Source organism: Rhodanobacter sp. UC4437_H4, assembly GCF_052978425.1.
In genome coordinates this window covers 1,732,128-1,746,261 of the sequence record NZ_CM129673.1, presented here as the reverse complement: position 1 = coordinate 1,746,261, position 14,134 = coordinate 1,732,128, and the positions used below count along the sequence as shown (strand labels likewise).

General features: G+C 67.9%; 14 protein-coding genes. 5 read left to right on the top strand and 9 right to left on the bottom strand.

Annotation, left to right across the window (positions count from 1 at the left end; all coding sequences use genetic code 11):
• The first annotated feature begins 118 nt into the window (after positions 1–118).
• Both ACVCL3_RS08170 and ACVCL3_RS08165 read left to right on the top strand, forming a co-directional pair.
• Positions 119–406 (top strand): toxin-antitoxin system TumE family protein, encoded by a 288-nt coding sequence (locus ACVCL3_RS08170; RefSeq protein WP_447100962.1) that lies wholly within the window; start codon positions 119–121, stop codon positions 404–406.
• Positions 403–741 (top strand): HVO_A0114 family putative DNA-binding protein, encoded by a 339-nt coding sequence (locus ACVCL3_RS08165; protein ID WP_447100961.1) that lies wholly within the window; start codon positions 403–405, stop codon positions 739–741. The genes ACVCL3_RS08170 and ACVCL3_RS08165 overlap by 4 nt, the downstream gene beginning before the upstream one ends.
• 89 nt (positions 742–830) lie before the next feature.
• Here ACVCL3_RS08165 and ACVCL3_RS08160 read toward each other — a convergent pair whose 3' ends face one another.
• From ACVCL3_RS08160 to ACVCL3_RS08145, 4 genes are all read right to left on the bottom strand, one after another.
• Positions 831–1,613, bottom strand: coding sequence for a prephenate dehydrogenase/arogenate dehydrogenase family protein (locus tag ACVCL3_RS08160; RefSeq protein ID WP_447100960.1), 783 nt, complete (start codon positions 1,611–1,613; stop codon positions 831–833).
• Positions 1,610–3,565, bottom strand: coding sequence for a pyridoxal phosphate-dependent decarboxylase family protein (locus ACVCL3_RS08155; protein ID WP_447100959.1), 1,956 nt, complete (start codon positions 3,563–3,565; stop codon positions 1,610–1,612). The genes ACVCL3_RS08160 and ACVCL3_RS08155 overlap by 4 nt, the downstream gene beginning before the upstream one ends.
• Positions 3,562–3,966, bottom strand: a complete 405-nt coding sequence (locus ACVCL3_RS08150) for a SirB2 family protein (protein ID WP_447097219.1) — start codon at positions 3,964–3,966, stop codon at positions 3,562–3,564. Before ACVCL3_RS08150 ends, ACVCL3_RS08155 begins: the two co-directional genes overlap by 4 nt.
• 73 nt (positions 3,967–4,039) lie before the next feature.
• Positions 4,040–6,322, bottom strand: a complete 2,283-nt coding sequence (locus tag ACVCL3_RS08145) for a nitric-oxide reductase large subunit (protein ID WP_447100958.1) — start codon at positions 6,320–6,322, stop codon at positions 4,040–4,042.
• Between the two features lie 165 nt (positions 6,323–6,487).
• Here ACVCL3_RS08145 and ACVCL3_RS08140 point away from each other — a divergent pair, with 165 nt between their 5' ends.
• Positions 6,488–7,153 carry a DUF2238 domain-containing protein gene (locus ACVCL3_RS08140; RefSeq protein WP_447097217.1) on the top strand — a complete coding sequence of 222 codons (666 nt, stop codon included), beginning with the start codon at positions 6,488–6,490 and terminating at the stop codon, positions 7,151–7,153.
• A 28-nt stretch (positions 7,154–7,181) separates the two neighbouring features.
• Here the strand turns inward: ACVCL3_RS08140 and ACVCL3_RS08135 are convergent, their stop codons facing one another.
• Together ACVCL3_RS08135 and ACVCL3_RS08130 are read right to left on the bottom strand one after the other, a co-directional pair.
• On the bottom strand, positions 7,182–8,030 hold the full coding sequence (locus ACVCL3_RS08135; RefSeq protein ID WP_447100957.1) for a universal stress protein: 849 nt from the start codon (positions 8,028–8,030) through the stop codon (positions 7,182–7,184).
• A gap of 27 nt (positions 8,031–8,057) precedes the next feature.
• Positions 8,058–8,630: an N-acetyltransferase family protein gene (locus ACVCL3_RS08130; protein ID WP_447100956.1), complete on the bottom strand. Its 573-nt coding sequence runs from the start codon at positions 8,628–8,630 to the stop codon at positions 8,058–8,060.
• 269 nt (positions 8,631–8,899) lie between these two features.
• Between ACVCL3_RS08130 and ACVCL3_RS08125 the strand changes: the two genes are divergently transcribed.
• Both ACVCL3_RS08125 and ACVCL3_RS08120 read left to right on the top strand, forming a co-directional pair.
• Positions 8,900–9,463, top strand: a complete 564-nt coding sequence (locus ACVCL3_RS08125) for a cytochrome b (RefSeq protein WP_447100955.1) — start codon at positions 8,900–8,902, stop codon at positions 9,461–9,463.
• Positions 9,464–9,727: 264 nt separating this feature from the next.
• Entirely contained in the window at positions 9,728–10,915 is a 1,188-nt protein-coding gene (locus ACVCL3_RS08120) for a ferredoxin reductase family protein (protein WP_447107251.1), read from the top strand.
• 142 nt (positions 10,916–11,057) lie between these two features.
• On the opposite strand, the gene ACVCL3_RS08115 is transcribed toward ACVCL3_RS08120, so the two are convergent.
• The 3 genes from ACVCL3_RS08115 to ACVCL3_RS08105 are packed head-to-tail and all read right to left on the bottom strand — an operon-like array spanning position 11,058 to position 13,953.
• The gene (locus ACVCL3_RS08115; RefSeq protein ID WP_447100953.1) at positions 11,058–12,746 is read right to left on the bottom strand and encodes a cbb3-type cytochrome c oxidase subunit I; all 1,689 of its coding nucleotides are present in this window, start codon (positions 12,744–12,746) and stop codon (positions 11,058–11,060) included.
• Positions 12,746–13,705 carry a c-type cytochrome gene (locus tag ACVCL3_RS08110; protein ID WP_447100952.1) on the bottom strand — a complete coding sequence of 320 codons (960 nt, stop codon included), beginning with the start codon at positions 13,703–13,705 and terminating at the stop codon, positions 12,746–12,748. The genes ACVCL3_RS08115 and ACVCL3_RS08110 overlap by 1 nt, the downstream gene beginning before the upstream one ends.
• Entirely contained in the window at positions 13,702–13,953 is a 252-nt protein-coding gene (locus ACVCL3_RS08105; protein ID WP_447100951.1) for a hypothetical protein, read from the bottom strand. The genes ACVCL3_RS08110 and ACVCL3_RS08105 overlap by 4 nt, the downstream gene beginning before the upstream one ends.
• Between the last annotated feature and the right edge of the window lie 181 nt (positions 13,954–14,134).

The window sequence follows — 14,134 nt, the reverse complement described above, 5'->3', positions numbered from 1 at the left end:
GGCGTGCACATGGCAATCAGTCGCACCCGGGAAGCAAGGCCCGCGCGGCTTCCGTCGCGCGATGCAGTGGCGTTGGAGCAATTGCCAACATTGTTCCGGTGTTGGTACTCTGGCCAACATGAAGGCCGAATTGCTGTTGCGCGAACGCCAGGCGTTGGCGACCACGGCCTTCGTGGAAATGGTGGTGTGGCGTCTGCGGCAGCCCGTTCCGGGCAGCACCCATCTTTTCAAGTACAGGCTGGCGCTGATCACAAACGGTGCTTGTGTGTTGCGTTACGACAACGAGAGCGGCAAGGGCGATCACAAGCACGTCGATGGGCGTGAAGTGGCCTGTCGCTATCGCGACCTGGCGGCCTTGCAGGAAGATTTCTGGCGGGATGTGGAGGCATGGGAGTCCGAATCATGAAAACCGTCACCCTGGGTGTTTCGTCACGTGCCGCCAGCAAGCGGCGGCTCGCAGGCGCCCTGGCCGGGCAGGCGCAAGGCGAGTTCATCGCCTTCGCCTCGGTCGAGCTGCTGTGGAAGGTGCTTACCGCCAAGCGCTGGGAGATCCTGCGCGCCTTGACCGGGCAAGGCGAACTGTCCATCCGCGAGGTTGCCCGTCGCGTGGGGCGCGACGTGAAAAGTGTGCACGGCGACGTGACGGCGCTGATCGACGCCGGCGTATTGGATCGCGGCAAGCAGGGCGTGTGCTTCCCCTATGACGCGGTGCATGTGGAGTTCACCTTGAAAGCCGCCTGACGCAAGCCCCCACGAAATCCATCAGTCAATGAGCGTGGCCAGCTGTCGCCGCCTGGCGTGCGGATACCTTGTTCATGAACAACGCCGACTCAACCGGGTGGCGCAGCGATGGCCAAGGTGTCGGGATCGTCGTCTGCCAGCAGCTGCCGGTGGATGCGCTCCAGTTCGCGCAGCAGGCTTTCGCGCGCTTCGGCGGCGTACGGATTTTCTCGCTGGATCGCGCCGAACAGGTGGCCGGCATCGCCGCGCACCGCCTCCAGCATGCGCTGCAGGCCCTGGAACGACGGCGGCGCCATCGCCATGCCCTCGTCCACGCCCATGCCGATCAGCCCCTTGGCGATGAAGAACGCCAGCGCGTGCGTGCCGGCCATGGCGCGGTCGTGGCTTGCCGGGTCCTGCACGATGACCTCGCAGTCCAGCGCGCGGAACAGTTCGCCGGCGCGCGCGGCAGCTTGCGGGTGTGCCGCGGCGGGGCACAGCACCACGCGGCGCGGGTGGTCGCCACGGGCCAGGCTGATCGGACCGAACAGGGGATGCGTGCCGAGGTGCGGGATGTCCATGCCGAGCAGCTCGTCCATCAGCGCGCAGGGATGCAGCTTGACGCTGCCCACGTCAAACACGGTCTGCCCGGCGTGCAGCAACGGGCGCAATGCCAGCAGCGCGGCGCGCAGCTGCGGCACCGGCATGGCCAGCACGATCCAGCTGGCGTCGGCAGTTGCCGCGACCAGCGAGGGTGCCGCCAGCTCCGCCGGCACCGTCGCATGCGGGTCGAACACCTGCACCGGATGGCCGGCCTGCAGCAGCAGTTCGGCGAAGGCCTTGCCGAAGCGGCCGTAGCCGAGCACGGCCACGCGCGGCAGCGCGGCGCTCACGGCGGCGCGACCGGCGTCGCAAGCAGGCTGCGCACGCGGCGGGCGAGGAAGTCGAAATAGCGGTCGATGTAGCTGATGCCGTTCTCGTGGTCGAGCAGGAACGGGTTCATCAGCGTATGGCGCAGGATCAGCAGGCGGTCGTCGTCGGCGACGAAGCTGGCCGAGTCCAGCCCGAGTGCGGCAAAGATGCGTGCGGTCTGCGCCGTGCCGAGCATGTCCGCACGCAGGCTGGTCACCGAGCCGAAGAACTCCTTGGTCTGCAGTGGCTGGCGCGGATCGCAGCGCAGTTCGTCGTGCAGCGCGCGCACGAAGGAGTTGGCCGTCGCCACCGACGTGTTGCCGCGCGGGTTGAGCGCGAGGCAGACCAGGTTGCTGTCCGGCGCGAACGGCACCAGCGCGTGCACGCCGTCGGCCAGCTCCAGCGCGAAGCGCTGCGCACGCGCGTGGAAGGTCTCGGCGGCGCGCACGGTGGCACGCGGCAGGGCGCCGAAGTGGGCATGGTCCAGCGGCAGCACCTTGTGCGTCACGTACACCGCGGCCGCCGCGGCGCCGGATTTGGAACCTTCCGGGATGAACTGGCCGAGGCTGCGGTAACGCGCCAGGTAATCCTTCGGCGTGCCGCCGTGGAATACGTAATCCGCCCGTTCTGCCAGCAGCGCCATCGCGCGGTGGTCGCGGCAGACGAAGGCACCCGAGCCGTAGGGCAGGTAGCCGAGCTTGTGCGGGTCGACGGTGGCCGAGTCGGTATCGCCCAGCGCGGCGAAGGCGGCGTGCACTGCCGGCGTGGGGAACTGCACGTAGTCGGCGGCCATCTCATCGCGTGTGCGCAACGAGCCGTCCTCGTGGCGGAACACGGTGGCCAGGTAGCCGCCCCAGGCGGCGTCGACGTGCACGGCGAAGTCCAGCCCGCGCCCGCGTGACGCCTGCCGTGCGGCCAGCACGGCGTCGATCGGGTCGATGGTGCCGTACTCGGTGCCGCCGAGCACGGCCACGCACATCAGCACACTCTGGCGTTCGCGCGCGCAGCGTTCCAGCGTGTCGCACAAGGCGGCGCCGTCCAGCCGCATGCCGTCGGTGGGCAGCAGTTCGAGCTGGTCGCGGCCGAGGCCGAGCAGCTTCAGCCCCTTGCTCCACGAGTAGTGCGCGGTGACCGGCGCCAGCACCAGCGGGACCTTCAGCTGCACATGCGCGGCGAAGAAGCCGACCAGGCCGCGCTGTTCGATGCGCTCGCGCTCGACGCGCCGCAGCCAGCGCGAACGTTCGACCGGCGTCTGCGCGGCGAGCCAGGCTTGCCACGCCGTCAGCAAGGCGATGCTGTCGGCCTGGGTGAGGTTGAAGGCGCTCCAGTCGTCCGTCGGCAGGTCGAGATCCGGCACCTGCGCCGCGCGCAGCGCCACCGGGCATGCCTTCAGCGCCAGCGCCAGGCGCAGCGCCTGGTAGTTGGCCAGGGTGCCGCCGGAGGTGAGATGGCCGAACGCGCAGGCGTCCTGCGCCGGATCGTGCGGGTAGCCGAGCATGCGCGCCAGCTGCAGGCCGGCCTGCACCTCCATGTCGACGGTGACCGGGGCGGCGTCCTCGCTGACGTTGTTGGGGTTGTACGGCAGCGTGAGCATCTGCGCGGCCAGCCCCGGCAGCAGCAGGTCGCTGGCCATGTGCCCGATGTAGCGCGGGCTGTGGAACGGCACCGACTTCTTCAGCGCGGCGGAGAGCTGGTGCAACTCGCGGCGCATGCGCGATTCGAAGGCGAGGTAGTCCGGGTGGTGCGCGGCGCCGGTGCCGATCGCCGGCGGATCTTCGGGGTGGAAATTGCGCCGCCAGTACACGTGGTCGCGCAGGAACTCCACCAGCATCTTCTCCAGCAGCGTGTCGTTCTCGCCGTAGGGGCCGAGGAAGCACGCGTCCAGCGTGTGGTCGCGCGAGACGTCGTGGTTGAACGGCTGGGCCGCGCTCATGCCAGCCATCCGTGCAGCCAGCCCAGCGGGTGGTGCATGCGCGCGACGCCGAGCATCCAGGTATAGGTGGCCAATGCAGCCACGTAGAAGATCATTCGGGCGCGCGGCGCATGCACGCGCTTCATCGCCAGCATGGCCAGCGCAACGTAGGCAAGCAGCAGGATCAGCTTGACCGTGAGCCAGCCGTTGGCGAACAGCGCACCGGGCAGGATCGATACCAGCATCAGCGCGGCGGTCAGCAAGACGGTGTCGATGGTGTAGCTGAGCAGGCGCAACGGCGCGCCCTGCGCCACGCCGGCCAGCCGCGTCTGTGCCATCAGCCCGCGCAGCGCGAACAGGCCGCCGCTGAGCAGCACGCAGAGGATGTGGACGGCCTTGATCTGGGGGTAGAACTCGATCATTTCGGCGCCGGGATTCGTGATTCGGGACTTGGACAAGCATCAGGGCGCGCCATGTGGCGCGCCCTGATGTGGGTCATGCGCTCTCGGACGCTGCGTCCGGCAGCGGCGTGGCGGCGACCCGTCGTTTCGGCCACAGCCACAGCGAGGCGACGAAGCCGGCGATCAGCATGGCGCCGATGGCGAACACGGTGTCGCCGGGCACGCGCATCCACACCAGCAGGTGGATCAGCGGACGGTCCATGAACTCGGCCGAGCGGGCGAACCAGTAGCCGTGCTCCAGCACCGCCTTCAGTTGCAGGATGCCCAGCGGCAGCAGGGTCAGCACGGCCATCAGGCCCAGGCCGAGGTTGAGTGTCCAGAACGAACCCTTCAGCCAGCCCTCGCGCCATTCGGCCTGCGGCTTGATGCCGCGCAGGCAGAACAGCATCAGGCCCATGCCGAGCATGCCGTAGACGCCGAACAGCGCGGTGTGGCCGTGCGCGGCGGTGAGGTTGAGGCCCTGCATGAAGTACAGCGCGATCGGCGTGTTGACCAGGAAACCGAGCAGGCCGGCGCCGACCAGGTTCCAGAAGCTCACCGCCACGAAGAACATGATCGGCCAGCGGTAGCGCGCCATCCACGGCGCGGCGTGCTGCTTCTTCCAGGTGTCCCAGGCTTCCAGCCCGATCAGCGCCAGCGGCACCACTTCCAGCGCCGAGAAGCTGGCGCCGAGCGCGATCACCGCGGTGGTGGTGCCGCTGAAGTATAGGTGGTGCAGCGTGCCCAGCACGCCGCCGGCCATGAACACGATGGTGGCGAACAGCACGCTGGTGGTCGCCGTGCCCACGCGCAGCAGGCCGAGGCGCACGAACAGGTAGCTGATCACCGCGGTGGCGAACACCTCGAAGAAGCCTTCCACCCACAGGTGCACCACCCACCAGCGCCAGTACTCGACCATCGCGATGTGGGTGTGCTCGCCCCACATCAGGCCGGCGCCGTAGAGCAGGCCGATCGCCACGGTGGAGAGAAACAGCAGGCCCACGATGGAGGCGCCTTCCCTGCCGCCGCGCATCGCCGGCCACAGCGCGCGGCCGACCAGGAACAGCCACAGCATCAGGCCGATGAACAGGAAGATCTGCCAGAAGCGGCCGAGGTCGACGTATTCCCAGCCCTGGTGGCCGAACCAGAAGTTCTTCGACAGGTCCATCTTGTCCATCACCGCCATCCACTGGCCGGCAAACGAGCCGACCACGATGACCAGCAGGCACACCCACAGGAAGTTCACCCCGAGCCGCTGGTATTTCGGCTCGTGGCCGGAGATCAGCGGCGCGATGTACAGGCCGGTGGCCAGCCACGCGGTGGCGATCCACAGCACGGCCAGTTCGGTATGCCAGGTGCGGGTGAGGGCGTAGGGCAGGTAATTCGCCAGCGCGAAACCGTAGGCCTGCTGGCCTTCCACCTGGTAGTGCGCGGTGGTGGCGCCGAGCAGGATCTGCACCAGGAACAGGCCGATCACCGTCCAGAAATACTTGGCGGTGGCCTTCATCGACGGCGTGGGTTTCAACTCGGTGAGCGGATCGCGCGCGGGGATCGGCGGCAGCGGCTCATGGCTCACCTGGCGCGCGTGGTGCCAGCCGAGCAGGCCGATGCCGAGGATCAGGAACAGCACGCTGAACACCGACCACATGAAGTTGGCCGCGGTCGGCGTGTTGCCGGCCAGCGTGTCGTGCGGCCAGTTCTGCGTGTAGCTGATGGCGCTGCCCGGGCGTTCGGCCGCGGTGGCCCAGCTGGCCCACCAGAAGAACGCGGTGACTGCGCGGCGCTGGTCAAGCTCGGCGATGGTGTTGTCGCGCATCGCGTAGGTTTCGCGCAGCTTGGCGGTGGCCGGGTCGTTGCTGAACAGGCTCATGTAATGCGCGCCGACCACCAGCATCGCCTGCGCGCGCAGCGGGGAGACGTAGATGGTGCCCTTGGCCGGGTCCCAGGTGTTGGTGCGCAGCTCGCGCTGCACGCGCGAGCGCAGTGCGGCCTGTTGCGGCGCGTCGAGTTCGGCGTAGGAGCCGGCGCCTTCGTCGCGCGCCAGCAATTCCAGCATGGCCACGCCTTCGCGGTGCAGCCAGTCGGCGCTCCAGTCCGGCGCGAGCAGCGCGCCGTGGCCCCAGATCGAACCCAGCTGCTGGCCGCCGATGCGCTGCCAGACCTGCTTGCCCAGCTCGATGTCGTCGCCGGTGAACAGGGTCTCGTTGCCGCTGGTGACCACCGCCTGCGGCAGTGGCGGTGCGTACTGGTGCACCTGGTCACCCACCCACAACAGCACGCCAAACGAGGCGATCAGCAAGGCCGCCAACCCCAGCCAGAGTTTTCGAGTACTGCTCATTGCGCGACTCCCTGAAAGATGCGCGCATGCTCATTGACGGCTGCCGGATCGCTCTTGATGCAGGTCAAGCGGTCCAGCGCTCGCCGTGCGCGAATTGTCGCGGCCGGCGCCCGGGCGCGTGGCATCATCGGCACGACGCATGACGCGGAGGGATGGCACACAGCAATGAACGAACGACCCGGATCGAAGGACGCCCGTTTTCCACTGCTGCTGCTGGCCGCCTTCCTGGTCGTGGCGGTGGCGCTTGCCATCGCGCCGCACTATCGCCAGGACTGGTTGCTGGAGAACCTGCTGGTGATGCTGGCGTTGCCGGCGCTGGTGCTGGGGTTCCGCCGGCTGCGCTTTTCCGATGCCAGCTACGCGGCGCTGTTCGTGTTCCTCGTGCTGCACGAGATCGGCGCCCACTACACCTATGCCGAAGTGCCGTGGGATCGCTGGTTTGCCGCGCTGTCCGGCTTCTCGCTGCACGACGCGCTGGGCTTGTCGCGCAATCCTTTCGACCGCGCCATCCATTTCGCCTACGGCCTGCTGCTGACGCCGGCGGTGGTGGAACTGGTCGCTGCGCGCACGGTGTCGCCGGGCGCGTGGCGCTGGATCGTGCCAGTCAGCATGGTCACCGCCAGCTCCGCCTTGTTCGAGCTGTTCGAATGGGCTGCGGCGGTGTGGTTCGGCGGCGACCTGGGCGTCGCCTACCTCGGCACCCAGGGCGATCCGTGGGATGCGCAGCAGGACATGCTCCTCGCCCTGCTGGGCAGTGTCGTCACCGTGGTCGTGCTGGCGGTCGTGAGCGAGCATCGCCGCCGGCGGGCCGCTGCATCCGCCAACCAATAGCGCCTGCGCCGCTGCGGCGGCACGTCGGCTAGTGCTGCATCAGCACCGGGATGGTGGCTTCCTCCAGCACGCGCCGGGTGGCGCCGCCGAACACGCGTTCACGCATGCGCGAATGGCCGTAGGCACCCATCACCAGCAGGTCGGCGTCGATGTTGCCGGCTTCCTGCAGCAGGATTTCCCCGGCCATCGCCGAGGAGGCGCGGACGTAGCTGGGCCGGGGCGTGATGCCGTGACGCAGCAGGTAGACGAACGGGTCGAAGCGCGGATACGCATCGTCGCCGTTGCCCGGGTCGCCGTCGACCAGGGTCACCTGTTTCGCCACCTTGAGGAACGGCAGCGCGGCGTGGATTGCGCGGATCGCCTCGGTGCTGCCGTTGCAGCCGATCACGATGCGTTTGAAGCGGATCTCCCGCCGCCACTGCGGAGGCAGGACCAGGCACGGCACGCCGCAGGACAGGATCGCTTCACCGAGAATGTCGAGCAGGCCCGATGCGTGCACCATGTCGCGTTCGATCACCGCCAGGTCGTGCCGTGCGCCGAGCCGGCGCAAGGTCGACGCGATGTCGGTCCGGGCGATGACCCAGTCGGCGTTGCGCAAGCCGGACTGGCGTGCAAAGGCTGCGAAGGCGGCGTGCTCGTCGGCGGATTCGATGCGCGGTTCGAGCAGCAGGCCGAGCACGGTGGGCTCGCTGCCGGCTTTGCCGCCGGCGGGTTTGCGCAGCGCCGGGTCGATGAAGCATCCGGTCAGGTTGGCCTCCCAGCGCAAGGCGATGGCGATGGCGGCGACGGCAGCCGGGCTCCACGGCTCGGTCGCGGTCACCAGCGCGAGGATGTCGCCCGGGCGCGTCGTGCGCGGTATTTGTTCGGTGCTTGTCATGGCGATGCGGCCCGGGTTCGGCGTCGTTCAAAGATCCAGGGTGTGGATCACCTGCGTGCCGTCGTCCGGGTCGAGCCGGCGCTGGAAGCCGAGGTAGCCGGCCAGTTCGCGCATCGGTTCGTTCTCGGCGGCATCGATCGAGAGCATGGTGCGGAAGCCGTTCTTGCGCGCAATGTCGATCAGGCGCCGCATCAACAGCACGGCGAGGCCGCGCTGGCGCCAGTCGTCGGCCACCGTCACCGCGCATTCGCACTGCTTCTCGTCGCCGCTGGCGCCGTAGCGGCTGACGCCGACCATGCGCAGTTCGCCGTTGTCGTGGGCGAGCGCGACGAAGGCCATGCGGCTGCGCTGGTCGACGTCCATCAGCTGGTCGAGCAGGGCCGGGCTGGCTTCCTTCAATTTGCCCAGAAAGCGGAAGCGGCAAGCCTGCTCCGACAGGCGCTTGATGAAAGCCGTTTCGCGTTGGCGATCCTCCGGGCGCAGCGGGCGGATCAGCACCGGGCTGCCGTCGTTCAGGGTCTCGATCCAGTGGGTGCCTTCGATGGCGCCGAACGGCGTGGCGGAAGCGGTGTGGTGGTCGTCGGAACGGATCTCGGACATGGGTGGCTCCCGGTGGTGCAAGGTGATGCTCATTCGTGCCGGATGGACGGCCACTCGGCGCAGCCTTGCCGAATCAGTTCTACGCCGGGTCGTGCGGGTCCGAGTTGACCGCGGTCAATTTGGACAGGCGCGCGGGCATGCGGCAATCGGCCGCTGCCGTGGCGCTTTTCGTGCGCATTTGACCGGGATCAAACCACGCTGACGCCGTTCATCGCAGGCTGCGGGCATCGGCCAGATCGAGGCCGCCGAAACAACCTGCGGAGATCGCCATGAACTGGAAGAACACCACCGACCGTTACGGCTCGCTGTCGATCGGCATGCATTGGCTGATGCTGCTGTTGCTGGTTGCCGTGTACGCATGCATCGAACTGCGCGAGCTCTACCCGCGCGGCAGCGACCTGCGCGAGGGGCTGAAGACCTGGCATTTCATGCTGGGCCTGTGCGTGCTCGCGCTGGTCTTCGTGCGGCTGGCGATCCGCCTGGTGTCGGGCCCGATCCCGCCGATCCGGCCGGCACCGCCGGTGTGGCAGGAGCGCCTGGCCGCGCTGATGCACCTGGCGCTGTACGCCTTCCTGATCGCGATGCCGCTGCTCGGCTGGCTCACCCTCAGCGCTTCGGGCAAGCCGATCCCGTTCTTCGGACTGCAGCTGCCGGCGCTGGTGGGTGCGGACAAGGCGCTTGCCGATTCGCTGAAGGAGATCCACGAAACGATCGGCACGATCGGCTACTACCTGGTCGGCCTGCATGCGGTGGCCGCGCTGGTGCACCACTACGTGAATCGCGACGACACCTTGCGACGCATGCTGCCAGGACGGGGCGGACAGGCCTCGTGAGGCCATGCGCCGACGCCGCCGGCCCCGGCGGCGGACACGGCACGCGGCGAGCGTCGGCGGCCTGCGAAGTACTCCTGCATCGCGACGGCTGCAAGGGGCCACATGCGTAACCTCAAGCGTGCATTCTGGGGGACGCTCGCCTTCCTGGTCCTGCCGTGGCTCGTCGTCGAGCCCACCATGTTCCGCTCGGGCACCTTCTTCGGCCTGCGCGACGCGATGGTGCAACTGACGGGTTTCGTGGCGATCGGGTGCATGAGCCTGGCGATGGTCCTGGCGCTGCGGCCGCGATGGCCCGAGCAGTGGCTGGGCGGCCTCGACAAGATGTACCGCATGCACAAATGGCTCGGCATCGCCGCGCTGGTCGTTGCCATCATCCATTGGCTGTGGGCGCAGGCGCCGAAATGGGCGGTGGGTTGGGGCTGGCTGGAACGCCCGGCGCGTGGCATGCGGGGCAAGCCCGACAACCCGGTGGCGTCCCTGCTGTCGAGCCAGCGCGGCGCCGCGGAGAGCGTGGGCGAATGGGTTTTCTACGTCGTCGTCGTGCTGATCGTGCTGGCCCTGATCCGGCGTTTTCCGTATCACTGGTTCTACCGGACGCATCGCCTGCTTGCCGGCGGCTGGCTTGCCCTGGTCTTCCATGCAGTCGTGCTGTTGAAGTTCGGCTACTGGGCGACGCCGCTCGGCTGGCTGACTGCGGTGTTGCTCGCCTGCGGCAGCTGGGCGGCCATCGTGGTGCTGTTGCGCCGGGTGGGCACGCGCTCGCAGGTGGAGGGGAGGATCACCTTGTTGCACCATTTCGACGGGGTGGATGCGCTCGAAATCGAAACCGAGGTGCAGGGGTGGCCGGGCCACAAGCCGGGCCAGTTCGCCTTCGTCACCGCGGACCCCGCCGATGGCGCGCACCCCTACACCATTGCCTCCGGCTGGCGGAAGGAAATCCCCAGGATCACCTTCGTGGTCAAGGATCTGGGCGACCATACGCATCGCCTGCACGAGAGGCTGCGCGTGGAGCAGGCCGTGAAGGTCGAGGGTCCGTATGGGTGTTTCACGTTCGACGACGGCCGCCCGCGCCAGATCTGGGTCGGCGGCGGCATCGGCATCACCCCTTTCATCGGGCGCATGAAGCACATGGCGTGGCAGAAAGAGGATCGGGATTGGCCCGAAGGCCAGAAGATCGATCTCTTCCACAGCACCGCGGATGTCGATGAGGAAGCACTCGACCGGCTGGCGGGTGACGCCCGCTCCGCCAACGTGCGGCTGCACGTGCTGATCGACGCGCGCGACGGCTACCTGACGGGCGAGCGCATACGGGCCGCCGTGCCCGAATGGCGCGAGGCGAGCATCTGGTTCTGCGGGCCGACAGGCTTCGGCGACGCATTGAAGCGCGATCTGGCCGGGCAGGGATTTCCGGTGGAGCGGCATTTCCACCGGGAGTTTTTCGCGATGCGCTAGGTCGCCACCGCCACCGCTGTCGGTGCGATGGCGCCGGTGAACGTGCGGCGGAAGGCGGTGACCGGGACCAAGGGAAAAGGCCGCGGGGTCTCCCCCGACGGCCTTCCCCATTGCTCCTTGCCACCGTTTCCGGTGTCAGCGCTCAGCCCTGCGCCGGCAGTACCCGCAGTAGCGGCGACATCGCCGGTGCGCTGGCCCGCGCTTCCAGCGAGGCGAGGAAGCGCCACACGAACAGCAGGGTCACCAGCAGCAGCCCCGGGTAGCCTACGCCGGCCAGCACGTAGGGCAGGGTGGGGTCGCCCGCCACGCGCACGTGCGGCAGGTTGAAGCTGAGCAGGCCGAGCGTGATGATCGTGCCGAACAGCCACATCAGCATCAGCCAGATGCCCGCTTCGAAGCCGGTCAGTGGCCGCCGCCAACCGGTGGCCGGGCGTGCGACGGACTCGGCGTCGATGGCGACCTGCGTGCGCACGCGCCGGCCCAGGGTGAACAGGTCGTAGGCGAGCACCCCGGCGCCGGTGGTCAGCACCAGGCCGAACAGCGGCAGCATGACCTTGTAGGTGGTCATCGCACGGTTGACGTCGCCGCCGAACCAGTCCAGCCCCAGGATGCGGTAGACATACACCTGCACCGTGCCACCGATGGCGAAGGCGAAACCCATGCCCAGCACGCCGATGAACACCAGCCAGAAACCGAGCTTGCCCAAGCGCTGGTCGAAGTTCGTCACCTTGCGCAGGATCGGCGTGGCGTAATACGCCGCGGCGATGCCGAGCATGCCGAAGGTGCCGAACAGCGCCAGGTGCGCGTGCCCGGCGGTGACCCAGGTGCCGTGCGACCACACGTTGGTCAGCGCGAAGGTCATCACGAAGCCGAGGATGCCCGCGCCGACCAGCTCCAGCACGGTCGAGCCGAGCAGGAAGTAGAACGCCGGCGCGTTCTCCAGCGGGCGCTTGTTGGTGTGCGCGTCCAGGTAGATGTGCCAGAAGCAGAACACCAGCGGCAGCGGCTCCAGCGCGCTGAACAGCGAGCCCCAGAACTGCCAGAACTCCGGCGTGCCGATCCAGAAGTAGTGGTGCGCGTTGCCGATCAGCCCGGACAGCCACACCAGCGCGATGCCCCAGAACACCGCGAAGCCCACCGACTTCACGTCGGCCTTGAACATCAGCACCAGGAAGTAGCCGATCAGGCTGATGTGGATCACCTCCCACACGCCTTCCACCCAGTAGTGCACCACGAACCAGCGGAAGTATTCCTGCAGGTCCAGCCGCGCCACGTAGAACAGGCCGAACACCCACACCACCGCCAGCGCGCCGACGCCCAGGCCCAGGCCCCAGTGCACCTCGTTCCATTCACGCACGCGCGGGAACGTGCGCAGCACCACGAAGGCCAGGATCAGGAAGCCGACCAGGATCAGCAGCCCGGCGATGCGCCCGGCCTCGAGATACTCCAACCCCTGCTGCAGCCACGGTTGCCCCAGCCACCAGCCGGCGATGCCGCGCTCGGCCAGGAACTGGGTGAAGAAGTTCCAGATCACGATGCCGATGACCGCGTAGAACAGGAACTTGATCAGCCACGGCGCCACCATCTCGCGCTTGGCCAGCAGCGGCCCGACGAACAGGATCGCGCCGATGAAGCCGCAGACGATCCACATGATGCCGAGGTTCAGGTGCTCGGCGCGGGCGACGTTGAAGTTGAGCCAGCCCTGCAGGATGGTCGGGTCGACATGCTGCGCGGCCAGGATCATGCCGTAGATGACCTGCACCACGAACAGCACCAGCATCAGCATGAAGAAGCGCAGGCTCAGTCGTTGGGTTTGGTATTCGATCTGCATCACTGCTTCTCCAGCGTGTGGAGGTAGGCCACGATGGCGTCGACTTCATCGCTCTTGAGCAAACTGTCGTAGGCCGGCATGACGCCCGGCGGGTAGCCCGCCACGATCTTCGCGTCCGGCTGGCGGATCGACTCGGCCAGGTAGGCATCGTCGGCGGTGACCTTGCTGCCGTCGGCCAGGCTGACGCTGGACCCATGCAAGCCACCCCAGCCCGGGCCCACCAGCTTCTTGTCGTCGCTGGCATGGCAGGCCACGCAGCCGTAGTCCTTGACCAGTTGCGCGCCGAGCGCGGCGGGGTCGCTGGCCGCTGCCGGCGTGGCCGCCGCGGCGGGCGCGGCCTGCGCCAGTGCGACGGTGCCGTGCGCCAACTGCAGGCGGTGGTCCAGTGCGCCGGCTTCGACCTTCGGTGGCCAGCCCTCGGTATTCATCGCCGAGGTGTACTTGAGGTAGGCGATCAGCTGGCCGATCTCGTCCTTGCTCAGCGGCAGGTTCGGCATCAGCGTGGTACCGCCACCGCGCCGCTCGATGCGCGTCGCCGCGCCGGGATATTTCTGCAGGTAGGCGTCGATGGCGTCGGTACCGGTATCGGCAACCTGGTTCGGATCGAGCAGCTGCGCACGCACCGCTGCCTCGGTCGGCCAGCCGCCGGCCGACGGCAGGAACGCCGCCAGCCATGCCGGCCCGGCATGCTTGTACACCTCGGTGAGGTCCGGCCCCAGGTAGGCGCCGTTGCCGACCATGGTGTGGCAGCCCATGCAGTTGTAGGCCTGGAACACGCGTTTGCCGTCGTTGGCCTGGTACGACCCGAACGTTACCGTGTCGGGAACCGCCTGGCCGCGCGAAGGCAGGAAGGAGAACACCGACAAGGCGATGAAGACCAGCGCCATGATGCCCAGCAAAACCAGCGCGCCGCGGCGCCGTGGCTTTTCGCAACTGCTGTCGCCTGATCCGCAGCTCATGGCCGGCCTCCCTTGTCGTCGACGGAAGGCGGCGTGGCCTGGGTGTCATGCAGGAACAGGATGCGCAGGCTGCCGATGAACACGTAGAACACGTACACCGCCAGCACGAAGCCGACGGCGAAGTAGATCCACCAGGCGAGCTGCGATTCGGGCCAGTACTCGAAGTCGCGCCAGAATGGCCAGGACAGCCAGAACGCCGCCACGCAGGCCAGCACCGAAAGCGTCAGATCCGAAATCCGCTGCGACATGCGATTCTCCCCCACGGTCGGTTCGAGCCTTGCCGGGAAATCTCGTACACCGCGCGTTCCTCCCCCGAGGACTCCGCGTCAGTCGTGCCGACTATAGGAAGGGCGGCAGGCGCCGCCTTTGATCCAGGTCAAGCGAAGCGGCGTTTGCATGCCGCAGTGGCTGGAATCGGGAATCGAAAAT

Excerpts from the sequence above, each read along its gene's own strand:
- ACVCL3_RS08155 (WP_447100959.1), bottom strand. The coding sequence starts at position 3,565 with ATGAGCGCGGCCCAGCCGTTCAACCACGACGTCTCGCGCGACCACACG.
- ACVCL3_RS08150 (WP_447097219.1), bottom strand. The coding sequence starts at position 3,966 with ATGATCGAGTTCTACCCCCAGATCAAGGCCGTCCACATCCTCTGCGTG.
- ACVCL3_RS08135 (WP_447100957.1), bottom strand. The coding sequence starts at position 8,030 with ATGACAAGCACCGAACAAATACCGCGCACGACGCGCCCGGGCGACATC.
- ACVCL3_RS08140 (WP_447097217.1), top strand. The coding sequence starts at position 6,488 with ATGAACGAACGACCCGGATCGAAGGACGCCCGTTTTCCACTGCTGCTG.
- ACVCL3_RS08120 (WP_447107251.1), top strand. The coding sequence starts at position 9,728 with ATGGTCCTGGCGCTGCGGCCGCGATGGCCCGAGCAGTGGCTGGGCGGC.
- ACVCL3_RS08105 (WP_447100951.1), bottom strand. The coding sequence starts at position 13,953 with ATGTCGCAGCGGATTTCGGATCTGACGCTTTCGGTGCTGGCCTGCGTG.
- ACVCL3_RS08170 (WP_447100962.1), top strand. The coding sequence starts at position 119 with ATGAAGGCCGAATTGCTGTTGCGCGAACGCCAGGCGTTGGCGACCACG.
- ACVCL3_RS08110 (WP_447100952.1), bottom strand. The coding sequence starts at position 13,705 with ATGAGCTGCGGATCAGGCGACAGCAGTTGCGAAAAGCCACGGCGCCGC.
- ACVCL3_RS08130 (WP_447100956.1), bottom strand. The coding sequence starts at position 8,630 with ATGTCCGAGATCCGTTCCGACGACCACCACACCGCTTCCGCCACGCCG.
- ACVCL3_RS08125 (WP_447100955.1), top strand. The coding sequence starts at position 8,900 with ATGAACTGGAAGAACACCACCGACCGTTACGGCTCGCTGTCGATCGGC.
- ACVCL3_RS08145 (WP_447100958.1), bottom strand. The coding sequence starts at position 6,322 with ATGAGCAGTACTCGAAAACTCTGGCTGGGGTTGGCGGCCTTGCTGATC.
- ACVCL3_RS08115 (WP_447100953.1), bottom strand. The coding sequence starts at position 12,746 with ATGCAGATCGAATACCAAACCCAACGACTGAGCCTGCGCTTCTTCATG.
- ACVCL3_RS08165 (WP_447100961.1), top strand. The coding sequence starts at position 403 with ATGAAAACCGTCACCCTGGGTGTTTCGTCACGTGCCGCCAGCAAGCGG.